Below are 21371 nucleotides of genomic sequence, written 5' to 3'. Positions count from 1 at the left end.
CTTATTGCGCTGCTGCGTCAGTCATCGAAAGACTGACCGCATTGGCGGATGGCGTGTCGTTGGTGTTGGCGGCGGCGGTGGTGACTTTCACCCCGCTGCGCACGCTTTGCAGGTTATTCACCACCACGTTTTCCCCCTGCTGCAGGCCCGCTGTCACCAGCCATTCCCCTTTGATCATCTCGCCGGTGTGGATGCTGCGCTGCTCGATGGTGCTGTCGCTTTTCACCACGAAGACATACGGCTGGCCTTTGCTGTCATGCATGATCGCCTCCTGCGGCAGCAAAATGCCCTGCTGCTGAATGCCCTGCGGGAAGCTGGCGTGCACGTACATGCCGGGCAGCAGTTCGTTGTGCGCGTTGGGGAACACCGCGCGCAGCACCACGGTGCCGGTGGCGGTATCGACGTTCACTTCTGAAAACGCCAGCTTGCCCTGCTCGCCGTACTGGCTGTTGTCTTCCAGCGTTAAGCCCACCGCGGCGGTGTTGTCATCCACTTTGGCAATTTTGCCGTCGGCCAGCGCGCGGCGCAGACGCAGTAGATCGGTCGCCGATTCGCTGACATCGACGTAGATCGGATCGAGCTGGGTAATGGTGGCGAGATAGTCGGTTTGGCCGTTGGTGACCAGCGCACCGGCGGTATACAGCGAACGGCTGATGTGGCCGGCAATCGGCGCTTTCACCAGCGTGTAATCGAGATTGACCTTAGCGGTTTCCACGTCGGCCTGCGCTGCACGCGCGGCGGCCACGGCATCGTCGTAAGTTTGCTGGCTGATGGCGTGCGCGCTGGCCAGCGGCTGATAGCGTTTCACTACCATCGCATCGTTTTGCCACGTTGCCATCGCTTTGTCGTAGGCCGCTTGGTAGGTGGCGGGATCGATCTGATACAGCGGCTGACCGGCTTTCACTTCGCCGCCTTCGGTGAACAGGATTTTTTCAATTACGCCGCTGACCTGCGGACGCACCTGCGCGGTACGCACCGCCGTGGTTCGGCCCGGCAGTTGGGTGACAATCGTAACGGGTTGCGCTTTCAGGTTCACAACACCAACCTGCGGCGTTGCGGGTGCGGCGGGCTTGGCTCCGCCCTGGTCACAGGCTGCCAGTAAAAACACCGCGCTGGCAGAAAGAAGTTTCAGGCGCATAGTTGCTCTCTAAAAGATAGGAGGTGAATAGTCACGAAGGGAATGACTCTGGAGGGTCATTGTAGGGAGGCGGGAAACGCGCGGTTGTTAAGGTTGCGTAAAATATATTTTCCAAAGGAAAATGGTAAACCTTTCGTGCGATAAATCGTTGGAATTTTTAGCGTTTTGTGGGTTTCACCGCGTACGACCATTGTCACATTCGGACTCACCGGTTTTGTATTACGACAATCCTCACATCCGGACTCACCGGTTTTGTATTACGACAATCATCACATTCGGACTCACCGGTTTTGTAGGGGCGCCATTAATGGCGACCGGCAAACTGCTCGGTGCGACTTTCGTTCGCCATCGGCGGAGGTCAGCCTGAAATTTTGCATGTGCTCGCTATCCCCCATCCCGGCCTTCCCCCGCCAGCGGGGGAAGGAGACGCTGCCACATGCCGCTCCCCAACGCACATCTGGCAGCGTCTTCCTCCCCCATTTATGGGGGAGGACCGAGGAGGGGGACAGCGAGCACCAGATTTATCCCCTTCAGGAGCAGACGTTTCTCATACGTCCTTTGCGCTGTTTTTAGGCATTCTCCTAATCCAGGTCACTAGCGGCCGCTAAATCCAAAACTTTTCCCCATTCCACATCAGGTAACGCATAGATGAAAATCAATAAGCTTTTCGACCCGATCGAAACCGTTGTTGTAGAGTTCGCCACCGGCAAGATCGCCTTTGAATCCCGGGAGGATGCTCGCGATCCTACAGAAGCGGACTCGGTGGTGCACATCATCATCAACGAACAGCACTTCACCGCTATCATCGAGGCAGACGGTAACTGGCACTGGACCGCGCCGGAAGATTTACCGGACGGTACCTACAACGCCGTGATGTACACCGTTGATAAGGGCGGCTTGCAGTCGGAAGACTACACCCCGCTCAGCATCGTGGTTGATACCACGCCGCCAGTCGCACCAACACTGCTTAATCTGTTCGATGACGTCGGCGAAACCGGCAGCTTCGACAAAGGCGGCATCACCGATGACACCCGTCCAACCCTGACCGGCGTGGCGCAAAAAGGCACCACCGTTTATCTGTTGGATGAAGCAGGCAACAAGCTCGGCAGCGCCGTGGCGGATAAAGAAAGCGGTATCTGGACCATCGAGCCGTCCGCAGACCTGAAAGAAGGCACCAACACGCTGCGCCTGCGCGCCGACGAAATCTTCGCCGGCGACCTGCGTGAAGGTGTGGTTTCTGATGCGTTCGTGATTAACGTCGAGGGCGGCACGCCACAACCGGTGACCGTTGAGATTACCGGCGCAGAGGACAACTTCGGCACCGCCACCGGCGGCCTGGAAAACGGCGCCATCACCGATGACCAGACGCCAATCCTCAAAGGCACCGTCACTGGCGGCGATGCCGTTACCGTTTACTACCGCCTTACAGGCACGTCCGGCGCGTGGATCCCCGGCGGCGCGGCCACCGTGACCGGCAACAGCTGGAGCTGGGAAGCGGGCAGCAACATCGCCGCCGGCAAGTACGATTTCGAGGCGCGCAACGGCGACGTCAGCTCGGCGCAGTTTGTGCTGGAGCTGGCGACAGGCAGCGGTTTGAGCACTAAAACCACCATCGTTGACGCCTGGGATGACGTGGGCACCACCGGCAAGCTGACGAACGGCGATATCACCGACGACTTTACACCGACCCTGCGCGGCCGCGGCGAAGCCAACAGCATTGTCTATATAGATGCGTCCCATCCACTGCTGGCGACCCCCAACAAATATTCGGCAAAGGTTGATGCATCCGGCAACTGGGAATTTACGCCAGACGCTAACCTGACCACCGGCCGCTGGTCATTCCAGGTGAAGAAAGACGCCAATGCCACGCCGGGCACCGCGTTTAAGCTGATTCTGGAAGGTGATAATGCGGCGGGTCCAGAGATTGATTATGCCCGTGATAACTTCGGAGATAAGAAAGGGAAAGTTTATGACGGTGGTATCACCGACGACCTGACCCCGACGCTGAACGGCACCGGTACGGCGAACACCACCATTCAGGTACGTGTAACGGGTGACAATTCAAAAACCTATGACGTGGACGTCAATTCGCAAGGTACATGGTTATGGACACCGCCTAAAAAGCTGACAGAAGGCGACTGGACCTTTGAAGTTAAAAAAGAAGGCGGGACCCGTTGGGAAAGTGCGTTTGATTTGACGCTAAAAAGTGAAACTTCTGGTGGAAATTATTCGAAAATGATTGATTTTGAAACCCTCCATGAAGGTGGAAGTATTGCCGGAACTCTTCACTTTGATAATCATAATGTTGAAATATGGGCTAACCAATATGGCTTCGAGTATGTTGACGCGGTTAATGGGCCAGCAACGTTTAATAGAACGGCATTAAGCACAAAAGTTGATATAAACAAGCCTACTACTGCCATGGTATTGCAATTTATCAAAACACCTCCGACTAATTTAAGTGTCGATTTGTACAATCCTAACAACGAGAAAATAACGATAAAGCTTGGCCTAACTTTTTATCTATCTAATGGTTCAGGTGAAACAACCGTATATAAAGATGTAACCTTAAATGCAAAAGCAGTGTTAACCGTTAATAACGGTAGCTTCACTGAGCTTGATGGAAATACATATATACACAAATTATCTTTTGTTGGTCCAGCACAACCTTTCTGGATGGATAACATTAAATATGGATATCCTGACTCTAAAACCTCAAGCATTATTTTTACAGACGACACCATCCACACAGTAGATGCCATCGACGATCTCACCTCGTCCGCCATTATCGGCCACGAAGATCAGATCGATACGCTGTACCTAACCGGCCACGATCAGGTGCTCGATCTCAGCGCGCACAGCGCTGACATCCAGTCGGTGGAAGTGTTCGATATCAGCGGCGACGGCGATAACACCCTGGTGGTAGATATCAACAGCCTGCTGCAGCACGGCGAGAAAAACCTGTTTATCGACGATGGCAAAACCCAGCTGCTGGTGCGCGGTGATGCAGGCGATACCGTGCAGCTGAAAGATATCCTGCCGGAAGGCAGCGACGTCAGCGAGTGGGTGCATCAGGATGGCACCGTCACCGTTGCCGGTGTTGAGTACAACGTTTACAGCCACGGCGATGACGCCGAGCTCCTTATCCAGCAAGGCGTGAAAACCGAACTGGTGTAACACCGCATTTGTTCGTCGATTCTTTAGACGCACACAGCAATAATCCAGGCCACACTTCGGTGTGGCTTTTTTCGTTTTGAGATGAGTGCTGGCTGTCCCCCCTCGATCCGTGCTGGCTGTCCCCCTCCTCGGTCCTCCCCCGCGAGCGGGGGAGGAAGATGTGCCATATGTGAGTGTTAAAGCGGCATGTGGCAGCATCTCCTTCCCCCGCTTGCGGGGGAAGGCCGGGATGGGGGGCAGCAAGCACATTCTAACTACAGCGAGCAAACTGTTACCTATCAGCCCGGTTTGTACCTTCATAGCGACCAGCCCACTTCTCTCCGTCAGGAGCAGACGTTTCTCATACGTGCTTTGCGTCGTTTTTAGGCATTCTCCTAATCCAGGTCACTAGCGGCCGCTAAATCCACAAATTATTACCCATTCCACATCAGGTAACGCATGTATGAAAATCAATAAGCTTTTCGACCCGATCGAAACCGTTGTTGCAGAGTTCGCCACCGGCAAGATCGCCTTTGAATCCCGGGAAGATGCTCGCGACCCTGACGAAGCAGGCGTCGTGGTGCACATCATCATCAACGAACAGCACTTCTCCACCATCATCGAGGCAGACGGCAACTGGCACTGGACCGCGCCGGAAGATTTACCGGACGGCACCTACAACGCCGTGATGTACAACGTTGACAAGGGCGGCTTGCAGTCGGAAGACTACACCCCGCTCAGCATCGTGGTTGATACCAAGCCGCCCGTCGCACCAACCCTGCTTAATCTGTTTGATGACGTAGGCGAAACCGGCAGCTTCGACAAAGGTGGCATCACTGATGACACCCGTCCAACCCTGACTGGCGTGGCGCAAAAAGGCACCATCGTTTATCTGTTGGATGAAGCAGGCAACAAGCTCGGCAGCGCCGTGGCGGACAAAGAAAGCGGTATCTGGACCATCGAGCCGTCTGCAGATCTGAAAGAAGGCACCAACACGCTGCGCCTGCGCGCCGACGAGATATTCGCCGGTAATCTGCGTGAAGGCGTAGTTTCTGATGCGTTCGTGATTAACGTCGAGGGCGGCGTGCCACAACCGGTGACCGTTGAGATTACCGGCGCAGAGGATAACTTCGGCACCGCCACCGGCGACCTGGAAAACGGCGCCATCACCGATGACCAGACACCAATCCTCAAAGGCACCGTCACCGGCGGCGATTCCGTTACCGTTTACTACCGCCTTACAGGCACGTCCGGCGCGTGGATCCCCGGCGGCGCGGCCACCGTGACCGGCAACAGCTGGAGCTGGGAAGCGGGCAGCAATATCGCCGCTGGCAAGTACGATTTCGAGGCGCGCAACGGCGACGTCAGCTCGGCGCAGTTTGTGCTGGAGCTGGTCGAGAGCAGCAATATCGGTACGAAAACCACTATCGATGACGCCTGGGATGACGTGGGAACCACCGGCAAACTGACAAACGGCGCGATCACCGACGACTTTACACCGACCCTGCGCGGTCGCGGCGAAGCCAACAGCATTGTCTATATAGATGCGGCTCATCCACTGCTGGCAACCCCCAATAAATACTCGGCAAAGGTTGATGCATTCGGCAACTGGAAATTTACGCCAGACGCTAACCTGACCACCGGCAGCTGGTCATTCCAGGTGAAGAAAGATGCCAGCGCAACGCCGAGCACTGCGTTTAAGCTGATTCTGGAGCCTGCAAACGCAAGTGCACCACGAATTATTATCGCGGAAGATGATACTGACGTAAGAAATCCGGTAAATCTGAAGCGCGGTGATACCACCGACGATCTCACTCCAACGCTTTACGGCACCGGTACGGCGAACACAACTATAAAAGTGCGTGCCAAACCTGATGTCGGGGCCAGTAAAACCGTGAGCGTTGAGGTAGATCAATACGGCGATTGGGAGTGGTCTCCGACTGCAGATATGGCGCAGGGACATTGGAAATTTGAGGTCCAAAAAGAAGGCGGGACGCAATGGGTAAGCGCGTTTGATTTGACGTTAGAAAGTGAAACTTCTGGTGGGAATTATTCGAAAATGATTGATTTTGAAACCCTTCATGAAGGTGGAAGTATTGCCGGAACTCTTCACTTTGATAATAATAACGTTCAAATATGGGCTAACCAATATGGCTTCGAGTATGTTGACGCGGTTAATGGGCCAGCAACGTTTAATAGAACGGCATTAAGCACAAAAGTTGATATAAACAAGCCTACTACTGCCATGGTAGTACAATTCACTAAAACCCCTCCGACTAATTTGAGTGTCGATTTGTACAACCCTAACAACGAGGCAATAACGATAACGCTTAATCTAACTTATTATCTATCTAATGGTTCAGGTGAAAAAACCGTACATAAAAATGTAACCTTAAATGCAAAGTCGGCTTTAACCGTGAATAACAATAACTTCATTGAGCTTGATGGGAATACATATATATACAAATTAGGTTTTGTTGGTCCAGCACAACCTTTCTGGATGGATAATGTTAAATATGGATATCCTGATTCGAAAACCGCAAGCATTGTTTTTTCAGACGACACCATCCACACAGTAGATACCATCGACGATCTCACTTCGTCCGCCATTATTGGTCACGAAGGTCAGACCGACGAACTGTATCTGACCGGTCACGATCAGCTGCTCGATCTCAGCGCGCACAGCGCCAACATCCAGTCGATTGAAGTGTTCGATATCAGCGGCGACGGCGATAACACCCTGGTGGTCGATATCAACAGTCTGCTGCAGCACGGCGAGAAAAACCTGTTTATCGACGATGGCAAAACCCAGCTGCTGGTGCGCGGTGATGCAGGCGATACCGTGCAGCTGAAAGATATTCTGCCGGAAGGCAGCGACGTCAGCGAGTGGGTGCATCAGGATGGCACCGTCACCGTTGCCGGTGTTCAGTACAACGTTTATAGCCACGGCGATGACGCCGAGCTCCTTATCCAGCAAGGCGTTAAAACCGAACTGGTGTAACAAAGCAGTACCCTTAACTTCGTCTATGTATTCAGACGCACACAGCAATAACCCAAAGCCACACTTCGTTGTGGCTTTTTTTATTGATATTTGCACCAACCGTAGCGGCGCAATTTATTGCGCAATACCCGGATGGGCACGGTGCCGCCATAAATACGCGCGATAAATCTCGCCGCTACAAAACCTGCGGTGACTGAATTGCGCGCTTATCTGAATGCGATTGCGCCATTAATGGCGACCAGCCCACATCTCCCCGCAAGGAGCAGACATTTCTCATACGTCCCTTGCGTCGTTTTTAGGCATTCTCCTAATCCAGGTCACTAGAGGCCGCTAAATCCACAACTTTTACCCATTCCACATCAGGTAACGCATAGATGAAAATTAATAAGCTTTTCGACCCGATCGAAACCGTTGTTGTAGAGTTCGCCACCGGCAAGATCGCCTTTGAATCCCGGGAGGATGCTCGCGACCCTGAAGAAGCAGGTGTCGTAGTGCACATCATCATCAACGATCAGCACTTCAGCACCATCATTGAGGAAGACGGCAACTGGCACTGGACTGCGCCGGAAGATTTACCGGACGGCACCTACAACGCCGTGATGTACAACGTTGATAAGGGCGGCTTGCAGTCGGAAGACTACACCCCGCTCAGCATCGTGGTTGACAGCACGCCGCCAGATGCGCCGATTCTGCATAACCTGTACGACGATGTCGGCGGCAAAGTCGGCAGCTTTGACAAGGGCGGCACCACCGACGACAAAACCCCACAGCTCACCGGCGTTGCGCAGAAAGGCAGTAAAGTTCTGCTGAAAAACGCGGATGGCGAAACCATCGGCAGCGCGGTGGCTGACAAAGATAGCGGTGAATGGGTGATTATCCCCACCGTTGAACTGCAGGACGGCACCAACAGCCTGACGCTGACCGCAGTGGAAAAATTCGCCGGTCAATTCCGTGAAAGCGCGCCTTCCGAGGCGTTTGTGATTAACGTCGCGCCGGATGCCGATATCGGCACCCTGCCACCGGATACCATTCTGATTAACCACGCGTTTGATAATGCGGGCACCAACACCGGCATCCTGAAAAACGGCGCGCTGACCGATGACGATACGCCTGAACTGCGCGGCTTCGCCTCGGCGGGCAGCACCGTGGTGATTATGTACCGTGAAGTGGGCAGCAATAACTGGGCAGGCAGCGCCACCGCCACATTGACCGGTCAGCAGTGGTCATGGACGCCGTCCGCAGCGTTGAGCAGCGGTAACTACGAGTTCCAGGCCAGCATCGGCGACACCTCCTCTGCGCTGTTTAATCTGGAGATCTATGGACCGGACGATTACGCCCGTTCCGCACGCATCGTCTCAGCCTATGATGACGCAGGCAGCGCCACCGGCTCGCTCGGCAACGGCGCTTACACCGATGACCTGACGCCAACCCTGCGCGGTCGCGCCGAAGCCAACAGCCAGGTTCTCCTGCGCTATACGCTGCTGGATGGATCTGAAGCATCCGTTACCGTGGATGTTGACGCTAAGGGCAACTGGAGCTGGACGCCGCAAGACGATCTGGGCATTGGTCGCTGGGAGTTCTTCGTTCAGCCAGTCGGTGAAACCGAGTGGAGTGATGCGTTTGTGGTTAACATCACTGACGCTGACAGTTTTGGCGCGACCATTGATTATGCGTGGGATGATGTGGGTGATAAAGGTAAGCGCGCCAGCGGCGAGCCAACAGATGACACCACACCGACGCTGCACGGACATGGCGAACCAAACGCAATTATTTACCTGAGCGCGCAACACGGAGCGGATGAAGCGACGATTTATAGCGTAAAAGTTAATGCCAATGGCGAATGGAATTGGACACCACAAGAAGGGCTGGAGCTGGGCGCGTGGGCATTTAAACTTCAAAAAGAAGGCAGCACTGAGTGGGGGAATGCTTTTGATCTAAACATCATAAAGCCTAGTTATACTGAAGGATTGATTGATTTTGAAAATTTAGACTTACGTGAAAGTTTTGATTTTAATACTTGGTACAATATTAACCAAGATATCAGAATGGCGACAAATGGTGCTCATGCAAAATATCACAAGAACTCTGAAATAGATGGTTCCGGGGGATATCTTGATTTTGAAAACACCACTGTAGGTTTTGAACTAGACAGAACAAAATTAGAAAGAAAAAACCTAAAACTTAAAGAATTTAGCTTCGAAATAACAAATAAATTGGATAAAATTTGTAAGATTGAGATAACTTCATACTTAGGCGATAGCAGACACATAGATATCCCAATAATACTTGGAGCAAATGAAAAAAGAACGATTAGTATACATGACTTTTACACCCCAGATGAGATTGCCAGGCTCAAAATTACCGGATTTACGATTTGGTCTGCCTGGTATCAGATTGATAATATCAGCTATAGTTATATTGACAGCACTATTAAGAGTGTTCAGGAAAGTAATATCAGCTCAGTGGATAACTTTGCAGATGAAATAAGTGCCTTTGCACTTTCCAGTGAAGATACTATTTTGCACATATCCGGAAAAGATCAGTTAATCGATCTGACCGTTGCCAGCGCTAATACCGATCAGGTGAATACCATTGACCTCACCGGCACCGGCGATAACACCCTGAAACTGGATCTCGCTGCGCTGCTGGCGCACGGCGAGAAAGATCTATTTATCGATGACGGTAAAACTCAGCTGGTAGTACAAGGTGACGAAGGTGATGTAGTTCAACTGGCCGACATCCTGCCGGAAGGCAGCGACGTCAGCGAGTGGGTGCATCAGGACGGCACCGTCACCGTTGCCGGTGTTGAGTACAACGTTTACAGCCACGGCGATGACGCCGAGCTCCTCATCCAGCAAGGCGTTAAAACCGAACTGGTGTAACAAAGCAGTACCCTTAACTTCGTCTATGTTTTCAGACGCACACAGCAATAACCCAAAGCCACACTTCGGTGTGGCTTTTTTTGGTTTTGGGGTGGGTGGGCTGGCTGTCTCCTACCTCGGTCCGTGCTCGCTGTCCCCCTCCTCGGTACGTGCTCGCTGTCCCCCTCCTCGGTACGTGCTCGCTGCCCCCCTCCTCGGTCCTCCCCCGCGAGCGGGGGAGGAAGATGTGCCATATGTTAGTTGGGGAGTGGCATGTGGCAGCGTCTCCTTCCCCCGCTTGCGGGGGAAGGCCGGGATGGGGGACAGCGAGCACATTCTAACTACAGCGAGCACATTCTAACTACAGCGAGCAAACTGAAACCTATCAGCCCGGTTTGTCACTGCATGGCGACCCGCTCACACATCCCAACCCACAACACCCACCAAATTACAGGCAAAAAAAACCCACGCATCTGCGTGGGTTGGTGTAATAACAGGGGTGCTGCACGGCAGCGTTGTTTTCACACCCATCAATACCTCTGGGATGACCATATTGGCACCGATGAGCCGCTGAAAGACAGGTGCAAAAAGCAACGGTGTTCGGCGAAGTGAAACGAGGTGTGAATATTCTCCACAGCGCAATTACACTTTTGATTTAACTAAGATTTATCCGAGGTCGGTTTACTGTAAATCGCATCCGGCGCCACGTTCATATGCTTCAGCACCGGGCCCATGATATTGCCGAAAATCGGTGCCGCCACCGAACCACCAAAGTGATCGCCCGCCGTAGGATGGTTGATCATCACCACCAGCGCCACTTCCGGATGGCTGGCCGGTGCGATGCCCGCGGTGTAGTTGATATAGCCGCCATCGTACTTGCCGCTGCTGCCCATCTTCTCCGCCGTACCGGTTTTGGTCGCCAGTCGATAACCCGGCACCGCCGCGCGCACCCCGGTGCCGCCCGGCAGCACGTCGCTCTCCAGCATATGCACCACGGTTTGTACCACCTGCGGATTCGCCACCTGCTTGCCCAGCACCGGCGGCGTCACTTTGGTGATCGACAGCGGACGATACACGCCATACGAACCGAGCGTGGCGTATTCACGCGCAATCTGCAGCGGCGTGACACGCAGGCCGTAGCCGAAAGCAAAGGTGGCACGTTCGATATCCGCCCAGCGCTCGCGGTGCAGCGGGAAGTAACCGACGCTTTCGCCGGTCAATCCCAGCCCGGTCGGTTTACCCAAACCAAACGCCTGATAGGTATTCACCAGCGCTTCGGCGGGCATCGCCAGCGCAATGTGCGACACGCCGATATCACTCGATTTCTGCAGAATGCCGGTCATGGTGAGGCGCGGCCAGTGGCCGACGTCGCGGATCAGGTGGCCATTGACGCTATACGGCGTGGTATCGATCACCGAATCGGCGCGCACCAGATGGCGCTCCAGCCCTTCCATCACCACCAGCGGTTTTACCGTGGAGCCGGGTTCGTAGCTGTCGTTGATCGCCGAGTTACGCATCTGCGCTGGCGTGGCGTTTTCATAGTTGTTCGGGTTGAACGACGGATAAGAGGCCATCGCCAGAATCTCGCCGGTATCGATCTTCACCAGCACCGCCGCGCCCGAATCCGCTTTGTTCAGCAGCACGCCATCGCGCAGTTTGCTGTAGAGCGTGAACTGGTCGAACTTATCGATGCTCAGCTGCACCGTCGGCGGTTGTTGTGGCGGCTGGTAATCGATCATCGCGATGATGTTGCCTTCACCATCCTGACGATAAACCTCCTTGCCCGGATCGCCCTGCAACACATGGTCGAAGCCTTTTTCGATGCCGTTCAGGCCGTTGCTGTCGGCGCCAACAATGCCAATCAACGGCGCCGCCGCTTCACTCATCGGATAGAAACGGCTGTCGTTATACACCGAGCTGATGCCTTTCAGTTTCAGCTCGGCGATGTCTTTGGCGATGCCAAGTTCGATTTTACGGCCCAGATAGAGGAAGCGCTTTTTCGGGTTGGCGGTGATGGCGGCGCGCAGATCTTCCGGCCGCTGATTGAGCGCCGCCGCCAGATAGGCCCATTTGGCGCTGGTGAAATCAGGATTGGCCTCCAGCACGCGCATCGGATCGGCGATGATATCGCGCGCCGGTACGCTGAGCGCCAGCGCCTGGCCGTCACGATCCAGCAGCGTGCCACGGTTGGTCGGCAGCGTCACGGTGCGCAGCGAGCGCTGATCGGCTTCGTGCTCCAGCATCGGATGCTTGATCAGCTGCAGGTCGCCCACGCAGATCAGTAACAGAACCAGACAGCAGAAAACGCCAAGGCAGATCAGGCGAAAACGAAACGGGTTGAAGGGCGCTTTTATCTGGTCTTTTCCCAGAAGTTTTTTAATAGGAGGCATGGTAATCCACTGAGGCGAAAATCAGGCTTAATGCCAGCAGTTATAAAGAAACGTAAAGCGAGTTGACAGGAAAACTATGTTTCAAAAAAAAACCTGCGCATCTGCGCAGGTCGGTGTAATCAAGAAAACTTTTTGATGTTCACCCATCAATACCTCTGGGACCCTGACTGTAGCAAGGCGGCACGATGAGAAACCATCGCCTAAACGCAACAGTTACCCGCAAAATGTAACCAGCGGTGAGATTGTTAACCGTTTGTGCAAATCCGATGTTTTTTGATTTCCACCAGGCAACTCATGGCGTTCGGCCCCTGAGTTAACGACGAGGTGCCGATATCCAGCGTCAGCACATTCGGGTTGCCGGCGCGATCCCACGGCTGCCACGCGCGACCAAATCCGGGATCGAACCAGGCGCCGGTGGCGATAATCACCACGCCCGGCGTTAAACCGTCGGTGAGGCGCACGCCAGCCAGCATGCGGCCCCGCGCGTTGCTGACTTCAATCTCATCGCCGTCCTGAATATCGCGTATTGCCGCATCCTGCGGATGCATATACAGCGTTTCATGGCCGGCGGTTTTATTGCCCTGCACCGTGGCGGTGGCGTCCATCTGGCTGTGCAGACGATCCGACGGCTGAATAGAGATCATATGCAGCGGGAACTGCGCGCTGAGCGGCGCACCGAGCCACTCCTGCGGCTCGCGCCATTCGGGATGTCCGGCGAAATCGTCCAGCTGATAATCGGCGATGGTCTGGCAAAACAGCTCAATCTTGCCGCTGGCGGTTTGAATCGGGTGAGTTTCTGGATTGGCGCGGAAATCATCCATAAACACGAACGGCTTGCCGCCTGCGGGGATCTCGACAAAACCGCGCTGCCAAAATTCGCCAAACTCCGGGAAATGGATATCCCGGCGCGCATGCGCGGTGGCGCACTGCTGATACAGATGCTCAATCCACTGCATCTCGTTGCGCCCTTCGGTAAACACATCGCGATAGCCGAGACGATCGGCGATATCGGCAAAAATATCGAAATCGTTACGCGCCTGATGCTGCGGCTTGATCGCCTGATGCATCGCCAGCACAAAGCGATCGCGTGACGATCCGCCGATGTCGTTGCGTTCCAGCGTGGTGGTGGCGGGTAACACGATATCCGCCATCTGCGCCGCCGGCGTCCAGACAATATCCTGCACAATCACGGTATCCGGGCGCTGCCAGCCCTCCACCAGACGATTGAGCTGCTGGTGATGATGGAACGGATTGCCGCCCGCCCAGTGCACTAAGTGAATATCCGGATAGTGCTGGGTTTCGCCCTGGAAGTGATACGGCTGGCCGGGATTGAGCAGCATATCGCTAATGCGCGCTACCGGAATCGACAAATTGCCCGGATTCGGGCCAGTGCTCATCATCGGCGCTGGGCCATCCTGACGCGGATTGCCGACGCTGTTCATCGAACCGTGACCAAACGAGAAGCCGCCGCCCGGCAAGCCCGGCTGGCCGAGCATCGACGACAGCGCAATCATCATCCAGTACGGCTGCTCGCCGCGATGGGCGCGCTGCACCGAATAGGAGCAGGTAATAAAGCTGCGTTTGCCCATCAGCTGCTGCGCCAACAGGGCGATGCGCGCCGCCGGAATGCCGGTAATCGCGCTCGCCCACTCTGGCGTTTTGGCGATGCCATCGCTTTCGCCCAGCAGATAGCCGCGCAGCTGCGGCCAGCCGGTGCAGTGGCTGGCAAGGAAGCCTTCATCAATGCCGTTGCGGCGGGTGATGTCATAACCCAGCGCCAGCATCAGCGCCACGTCGGTGTTCGGGCGAATGGCAATCCACTCGGCATTAACGAACGCCGGACAGTCATCGCGCATCGGGCTGATGTTGATGATCGGCGTGCCTTTGGCGCTAAGCTGCTCCAGCGCCGGTTTCAGGCTGTGCTGCCCTGCTCCGCCGGACGCCACCTGCGCATTTTTCAGCGCCAGGCCGCCAAAGGCGATGAAGATCTCGGCGTGCTCCACCACTTCCGGCCAGTCGGTGACGCGGCCGGTCAGCGGCATGTAGGTGCCAATCACATACGGCAGAAAGAACTGCGCCGCGCCCCAGCTGTAGTTGCCTTGCTGATCAACCCCGCCGCCGCCCTGGAAATAGAAGCGACGAATCAGCGTGCGCGCATGGTTGACGCGGCCCGCCGATGACCAGCCGTAAGAGCCGTTGAAAATGCCCGATGCGCCGTAGCGATCGCGCACGCGGCGATTCTCTTCCGCCACCAGATCCAGCGCGGTATCCCAATCCACCGCGACGAAATCTTCCCGACCACGCAAGCTGCGATCGCTGTTCTCGCGTGACTTGAGCCAGGATCGACGCACCATCGGCTGACGAATACGTTTATCCGAATAGACCAGTTCAGGAATGGTGTGAAGCATTGGCGACGGATCGGCATCGGCGAAGAACGGTTCACAGCCAATCAGGCGATGGTTTTCGGTGACGGCGGTAAAAGCGCCCCAGTGCGCCAGATGTGGCACGCGAGTTTTCATGGTTTTGGGTCCGGCAGGCAGGTGTGATGATGTCTGGCAGCATAACATGAGCCTGTGACTGAGCTAAAGCGCGGCCGTGAGCGCCTGATTTTCCGTGCTTTTGCGACAGCGCTGGCATTCTGGCGGGTTGCTACAGGGTGGCTTTTCCGTAACACTGATGGCATGTGTAAACGTTTTCCCGGATGTCGATAATCGCATGGCTACCATTAAGGATGTTGCCCGCATGGCGGGGGTTTCGGTCGCGACCGTTTCCCGCGTCATCAATAATTCGCCCAAAGCCAGCGAGAGTTCGCGCCTCGCCGTAACCCAGGCAATGGAGCAGTTGCAGTATCACCCGAACGCCAATGCGCGCGCCCTGGCGCAGCAATCTACCGAAACCCTCGGTTTAGTGGTGGGCGATGTGTCCGATCCGTTTTTTGGCGCGATGGTCAAAGCGGTGGATGAGGTTGCGGGCCAGACCGGCAACTTTTTGCTGATTGGTAACGGTTACCACAATGAGCAAAAAGAGCGTCAGGCCATTGAGCAGCTGATGCGTCATCGCTGCGCCGCGCTAGTGGTGCACGCCAAGAAAATCCCCGACGACGATTTAGAGATGCTGATGAAGCAGGTGCCAGGCATGGTGCTGCTGAATCGCCTGTTGAAAGGTTTTGAAACGCGCTGCATCGCGCTGGATGACCGCTACGGCGCGTGGCTGGCAACCCGTCATCTGATTCAGCAAGGCCACACGCAGATCGCCTTTATCTGTTCTACGCACACTATTTCGGATGCTGAAGATCGCCTGCAGGGTTATTACGATGCACTGAAAGAGCACGGTTTGCCGTGTAACGATCGTTTAGTGGCGTGGGGCGAACCGGACGAAGTCGGCGGCGAGCAGGCGATGACCGAGTTGATGGGACGCGGCAAGCAGTTTACCGCAGTGGCCTGCTACAACGATTCAATGGCGGCCGGTGCGCTGGCGGTGCTAAGCGATAACGGTATTCGCGTGCCGGAAGAGATGTCGCTGATTGGTTTTGATGATGTGCTGGTGTCGCGCTATGTGCGTCCAAGATTGACCACGGTGCGCTATCCGATTGTCACCATGGCGCAACAGGCCGCGCAGCTGGCGCTGGCGTTAGCCAATGGCGGCGAGATGCCGGAAGTGACGAATATGTTTAGCCCAACGCTGGTGAGACGGCATTCGGTGAGTGGGCCGGGTTAAGCAAGATTGCGCGCCGCACAATTTGTAGCGGCGCAATTTATTGCGCGATAAATCGCGCCGCTACGATTCAGTGCGTTGTGCAACTACAACTCCCGCGCGTACACCTTCACCCGCACATCCGGGAACTCCAGCGCCTCGCACTGATACTGCCAGCCAAAACGTTCGTAATAACCACCAAACGTCGACCATAACCACAACTTGTCATAACCACGCTGCTGCGCGAACGCAATCACATGCTGCTGCAGCGCTTCGCTCAAACCCTTGCCGCGCGCCGACTCCTCAACGTACAGCGCCGCCACCCACGGCGTCAGATCCTGGCGGCTGATCAAATCGCAGCGCCAAAATCCCACCGTACCCAGCGGCGTATCGCCGTCGAGCGCCACAAAGGTCACCGGGAAATCGGCGCCGTTGAGGCTGCTGCGCACAATGCTGTCGTAAAACTCGCGCGAGGTGCCATCGCCAAACGCCTGCCACAGCCAATCGGTGATCTGCGTGGCGTGGTGCGGCACCGCGCTGAGCGCAACGATCTTCATCAGTTCAGTTCCAGCGCCAGCAGCTCCTGAATGGTCTGCGCACGACGAATCTCCCGCGCCTCTCCATTTTCAAACAGCACTTCCGGAATCAGCGGGCGGCTGTTGTAGTTCGACGACATCGACGCGCCGTACGCACCGGTATCGTGGAACACCAGATAATCGCCCACCTGCGCCGCAGGCAGCGCGCGGGTTTCCACTTTGCCGCCTTCCAGCTGCGTAAACACATCGCCCGATTCGCACAGCGGACCGGCCACCACGCTTTCAATCGTTGCATCACCCAGCGCGCGACCGTCAACCGGCAGCAGCGAAATGTGGTGGTAGCTGCCGTACATCGACGGACGCATCAAATCGCTGAAACCGGCATCGACCAGCACAAAGTGACGGCTGCCCATCGCTTTCACCGCCCGCACCTGTGACACCAGCACGCCCGACTCAGCCACGAGGAAACGGCCCGGCTCAATCTCCAGCTTCACGGGATGACCAAGATGTGCGGCAATGCGCTCGCGCGCGCCGTTCCACAAGCCGTAATAGTGCTGGGTATCAATCGCTTCTTCATCATAACGATACGGAATCGACAAGCCGCCACCCGCCGAGATCGCGGCCAGATCCTGACCAAATGCCACCACCTGATCGACCATCGCGTCGCACACCTGCTGCAGGTGGCCGTAATCAACGCCAGAACCGATATGCATATGCAAACCAACCAGACGCAGGCCGTGCTGCTGAATCGCCGCCAGCGCCAGCGGCAGATCGCTGTGCCAGATGCCGTGCTTGCTGTTCTCACCGCCGGTGTTGGTTTTCTGGCTGTGGCCGTGACCAAATCCGGGATTGATGCGCAGCCACACCGCGTGGCCCGGCGACACGTCACCTAACTGATGCAGCATATCTACTGAACCGGCGTTAACCGGCACCTTCAGTTCGGCAATGCGCGCCAGCGTGGGCTGGTCGAACACGTCGGCGGTGAAAACAATATCTTCGCCACCCGGCTGATAACCGGCGGCAATGGCGCGCTCGATCTCACCCAGCGAGACCGAATCGACTTTGACGCCGGCAGCGCGCATCAGGCGCAGGATGTGAATATTTGAGCAGGCCTTCTGCGCAAAACGCACCACGTCGAACGCGCTCAGCTGGGCAATACGCTGCTGAATAATCGCCGCGTCATAAGCCCAGAATGGACCGCTATAACGCTGTGCCAGCGGCAGTAAATGGGCGGCGGTTAACGCCGTTTCGGTGTTGTTCAGTGGACGTGGCATCTCAATTCTCCTGTGTCATTACCCCTATTTAGCCACAGCGCAGCGATTCAGAAAAATATCTGTTTTAGCGACATCTATACAAATATGATATGGCTTTAGCGGAGGGTGCAATGGCAAAAATTAACTGGCGACATATCGAAATTTTTCACGCGGTGATGACCAGCGGCAACCTGACGCAGGCGGCGACGCTGCTGCACACCTCGCAGCCGACGGTAAGCCGCGAGCTGGCGCGGCTGGAGCAGCAGCTCGGCTTGCAGCTGTTCGAGCGGGTGCGCGGACGCTTGCAGCCGACGGTGCAAGGCCTGCGGCTGTACGAAGAGGTGCAGCGCTCGTGGTACGGGCTCGATCGCATTATGGATGCCGCCGAAGGGCTGCGGCAGTTTCGTCAGGGCGAACTGTCGATCGCCTGTTTGCCGGTGTTTTCCCAGTCACTGCTGCCGCCGCTGTTGCAGCCCTTTATGCAGCGCTATCCGCAGGTCAGCCTGAATATCATTCCGCAGGAGTCGCCGCTGCTGGAAGAGTGGCTGTCGGCGCAGCGCTACGATCTAGGTCTGACTGAAACCCAGCATGCGCCCGCCGGCACCGAGCGTCTGCCGCTGCTGACCTGCGATGAAGTATGCGTGCTGCCGCCACAGCATCCGCTGTGCCAGCGCGCGGTGCTGACGCCGCAGGATTTCCACGGCGAGAACTACGTCAGCCTGTCGCGCAGCGATAGCTATCGCCAGCTACTGGATTCGCTGTTTCATGAGCAGGAGGTGGAGCGACGGTTGGTGCTGGAGACGCACAGTGCGGCGTCGGTGTGCGCGATGGTGCGCGCGGGCGTGGGGATTTCGATTGTGAATCCGCTGACGGCGCTTGATTACGCCGCCAGCGGGGTGGTGATGCGTCGCTTCAGTATCGCCGTGCCGTTTACCGTCAGTCTGGTGCGGCCACAGCATCGACCGGCTTCAGCGCTGGTCGATCACTTCTGCGACCACCTGCAACAGCAAGTGGCCGCATTTCCACAACGTATTGCCGAGCAATTAGCTTAAGCGTTAACCGCTTCGCCCTGCCCGCCCGATTTGCGGAAGGTAATCAGGCAGATCACCAAACCGATGACTGCCAGCGCGGCTGCAGCAACCGGCACCGACGTCAGGCCGTAACCTTTCTCGATCACCGCGCCGCCGACCCACGCGCCGAGCGCGTTACCGACGTTGAAGGCGGAGATGTTGAGCGTGGAAACCAGGTTTGGCGCATCTTTACCGTGGCGCACCACGTTAATCTGCAGGCCTGGCACGGTGGCAAAAGTCGCCATCGCCCACAGGAACAAGGTGATCTCCGCCAGCCACAGCGCATGGCTGGTCCAGCTGAACAGCAGCGAGAACAGCGCAATCAGCACAAAGCTGAGGATCAGGCTAAACGACACTTTCCAGTCGGCCAGCTTGCCGCCGAGGATATTGCCGACGGTTAAACCGGCACCGATCAGGAACAGCGTCCAGCTCACACCACGATCCGAGATGCCGGTCACCTGCAACAGCAGCGGGGCGATGTAGCTGAACAGCGCAAACATCGCGGCGGCAAAGAATACCGTCATCAACAGCGACAGCCACAGTTTGCCATTCGCCAGCGCGCTGATTTCACTCGCCAGATGCACCGGCTTCTCTTCTTTGTTGTTCGGCAGGCTAACAATCAGCGCGATAAAGGCGAAGATGCCGATAATCGCCACGCCCCAGAAGGTGGCGCGCCAGCCAAACATCTGACCAAACCAGGTGCCGAGCGGCACGCCAAGCACGTTAGCCAGCGTCAGGCCGGTGAACATCAGCGCCACGGCAGAAGCCTGACGACTCGGTGCCACCAGACTCGCCGCGACCACCGCGCCAATGCCGAAGAAGGCGCCGTGACACAGCGCGGTCACCACACGCGCCAGCATCAGCAGGTTGTAGGTGTAGGCCAACGCACAGAGCACGTTGCCGATGATGAAGATAATCATCAGCAGAATCAGCGTCTTTTTCCGCGGCAGTTTGGCGGTCAGCAGCGCCATGATCGGCGCGCCGATGGCCACGCCCAGCGCGTAACCGCTGATCAGCCATCCCGCCGAAGGAATGGTCACCTGCAGATCGCCCGCCACGTCCGGCAGTAATCCCATGATGACGAACTCCGTGGTGCCGATGGCGAACGCACTCAGCGCCAGCGCCAGTAATGCAACAGGCATAACACACTCTCCCAAATATTTTTTGCAGGCAGGCCGCACGGCGAACGCAGTGCGGTTACAACGGACGCTTATTAAAATTTGAACTGCGTCACATTGTTATTAAAGCATAGCCTTTTCACCGCAACCACCCCGCGCGCCGCAAGGCTATGTTGCGCCTGCAGCAATAATCGCAGCGTGGGAAAATGACGGCAGCGAACCATTGAGACAGATTGATGTTTCCGCGCTACGCTTGAAGCAGGTTGTGATCGCTGTCACAGCAGCACGGCTTTTGACGCTAAATCAATCAGTAAAGGATGGACGAGCACTGCCGATACCTCAATGGATTGCCCGGTTATGCGGTGTCAAAAATCGAGGGGAGAGCGTATGCGATGGCTCATCGCGCTAACGGTTGGCTGCCTGAGTGGCTGCTCTGTTGGGCACTACGAATACAGTAAAGAAGCAGCAAAACGCGTTGATATGACCGTGACCGGCATTCCCACGGTGCTGGGCATTGGCGCACTCGGCACCACCATTCCTCTCACGCCCGAATACAGCCTGACGGCGGCGCACGTGGCGAAGTATTCGCTGTATCGGGTGAAAGCCTGGCATCCTGAGTGTGATATTGCGGTGGTGTACCACAAGAACAGTGAAGCCAATCTGCCGCCGCCATTTCGTAATAGTCATATTGGCGACAACGTGAATTTATATGGCTACAGCTTTATTTCGGCGATGCCGGTGGCATCGAGCGGTAAGAATCTGATCAATACCACGCTGGCGAATGACTGGAATAAGGCCAGCTGTGTGGTGGTAGCGGCTAATGCTGGCGTGGTGAAAGGCATGTCCGGCGGTGCGGTGTATAACGCCAGCGACGATACGCTGGCGGGAGTGATTGTCGGTTATAGCAGCCAGATTGATGACAATAAGAGCGGTAAGACGCTGTTTAAGAATGTGGCGCTGTATGTGCCGTATGCGCGGTTCCAGGCGTGGCTGGATGGGGTGGTGAAGTCGTAGATTTGCTGCGGGCTGATTGAGATTGTGCTGGCTGTCCCCCATCCCGGTCGGTGCTGGCTGTCCCCCTCCTCGGTCCTCCCCCATAAATGGGGGAGGAAGATGCTGCAATATGATAGTTGGGGAGCTGCATGTGGCAGCGTC

12 protein-coding genes are annotated in these 21371 nt (G+C 56.0%); 6 read left to right on the top strand and 6 right to left on the bottom strand.

What is annotated here, in order from left to right; all coding sequences use genetic code 11:
- Position 1 precedes the first annotated feature (1 nt).
- Positions 2–1138, bottom strand: a complete 1137-nt coding sequence (locus AC790_RS17745) for an efflux RND transporter periplasmic adaptor subunit (protein ID WP_049852616.1) — start codon at positions 1136–1138, stop codon at positions 2–4.
- Positions 1139–1786: 648 nt separating this feature from the next.
- Here AC790_RS17745 and AC790_RS17740 point away from each other — a divergent pair.
- The 3 genes from AC790_RS17740 (at position 1787) to AC790_RS17730 (ending at position 10177) form a co-directional block, all read left to right on the top strand.
- On the top strand, positions 1787–4315 hold the full coding sequence (locus tag AC790_RS17740) for an Ig-like domain-containing protein (RefSeq protein WP_049852615.1): 2529 nt from the start codon (positions 1787–1789) through the stop codon (positions 4313–4315).
- A gap of 442 nt (positions 4316–4757) precedes the next feature.
- Complete coding sequence (locus AC790_RS17735; RefSeq protein WP_049852614.1) at positions 4758–7295, top strand: Ig-like domain-containing protein; 2538 nt, start codon at positions 4758–4760, stop codon at positions 7293–7295.
- A gap of 374 nt (positions 7296–7669) precedes the next feature.
- Positions 7670–10177, top strand: coding sequence for an Ig-like domain-containing protein (locus tag AC790_RS17730; protein WP_049852613.1), 2508 nt, complete (start codon positions 7670–7672; stop codon positions 10175–10177).
- A gap of 638 nt (positions 10178–10815) precedes the next feature.
- Here AC790_RS17730 and AC790_RS17725 read toward each other — a convergent pair.
- Together AC790_RS17725 and AC790_RS17720 are read right to left on the bottom strand one after the other, a co-directional pair.
- Positions 10816–12546 (bottom strand): penicillin-binding transpeptidase domain-containing protein, encoded by a 1731-nt coding sequence (locus tag AC790_RS17725; protein WP_007886351.1) that lies wholly within the window; start codon positions 12544–12546, stop codon positions 10816–10818.
- A 245-nt stretch (positions 12547–12791) separates the two neighbouring features.
- Positions 12792–15065, bottom strand: coding sequence for a molybdopterin-dependent oxidoreductase (locus AC790_RS17720; protein WP_049852612.1), 2274 nt, complete (start codon positions 15063–15065; stop codon positions 12792–12794).
- A gap of 196 nt (positions 15066–15261) precedes the next feature.
- On the opposite strand from AC790_RS17720, the gene galR reads away from it, so the two are divergent.
- Positions 15262–16263, top strand: a complete 1002-nt coding sequence (gene galR / locus AC790_RS17715; protein ID WP_036622264.1) for an HTH-type transcriptional regulator GalR — start codon at positions 15262–15264, stop codon at positions 16261–16263.
- Positions 16264–16346: 83 nt separating this feature from the next.
- Here galR and AC790_RS17710 read toward each other — a convergent pair whose 3' ends face one another.
- Entirely contained in the window at positions 16347–16796 is a 450-nt protein-coding gene (locus tag AC790_RS17710) for a GNAT family N-acetyltransferase (RefSeq protein WP_007894144.1), read from the bottom strand.
- The gene (lysA, locus tag AC790_RS17705; RefSeq protein ID WP_049852610.1) at positions 16796–18049 is read right to left on the bottom strand and encodes a diaminopimelate decarboxylase; all 1254 of its coding nucleotides are present in this window, start codon (positions 18047–18049) and stop codon (positions 16796–16798) included. Before lysA ends, AC790_RS17710 begins: the two co-directional genes overlap by 1 nt.
- A gap of 110 nt (positions 18050–18159) precedes the next feature.
- Between lysA and AC790_RS17700 the strand changes: the two genes are divergently transcribed.
- Positions 18160–19080 carry a LysR family transcriptional regulator gene (locus AC790_RS17700; RefSeq protein ID WP_007894149.1) on the top strand — a complete coding sequence of 307 codons (921 nt, stop codon included), beginning with the start codon at positions 18160–18162 and terminating at the stop codon, positions 19078–19080.
- Here the strand turns inward: AC790_RS17700 and AC790_RS17695 are convergent.
- Positions 19077–20240, bottom strand: a complete 1164-nt coding sequence (locus tag AC790_RS17695) for an MFS transporter (protein ID WP_049852609.1) — start codon at positions 20238–20240, stop codon at positions 19077–19079. The two genes, AC790_RS17700 and AC790_RS17695, sit on opposite strands and share 4 nt — an antisense overlap.
- A 363-nt stretch (positions 20241–20603) precedes the next feature.
- Between AC790_RS17695 and AC790_RS17690 the strand changes: the two genes are divergently transcribed.
- Entirely contained in the window at positions 20604–21230 is a 627-nt protein-coding gene (locus tag AC790_RS17690; RefSeq protein ID WP_007894153.1) for a hypothetical protein, read from the top strand.
- Positions 21231–21371: the final 141 nt, after the last annotated feature.

This window comes from Pantoea sp. RIT-PI-b (assembly GCF_001187905.1).
Taxonomy (GTDB): domain Bacteria; phylum Pseudomonadota; class Gammaproteobacteria; order Enterobacterales; family Enterobacteriaceae; genus Pantoea; species Pantoea nemavictus.
The sequence above is the reverse complement of the archived record's forward strand: the minus strand, read 5'-3'. Positions and strand labels throughout refer to the sequence as shown.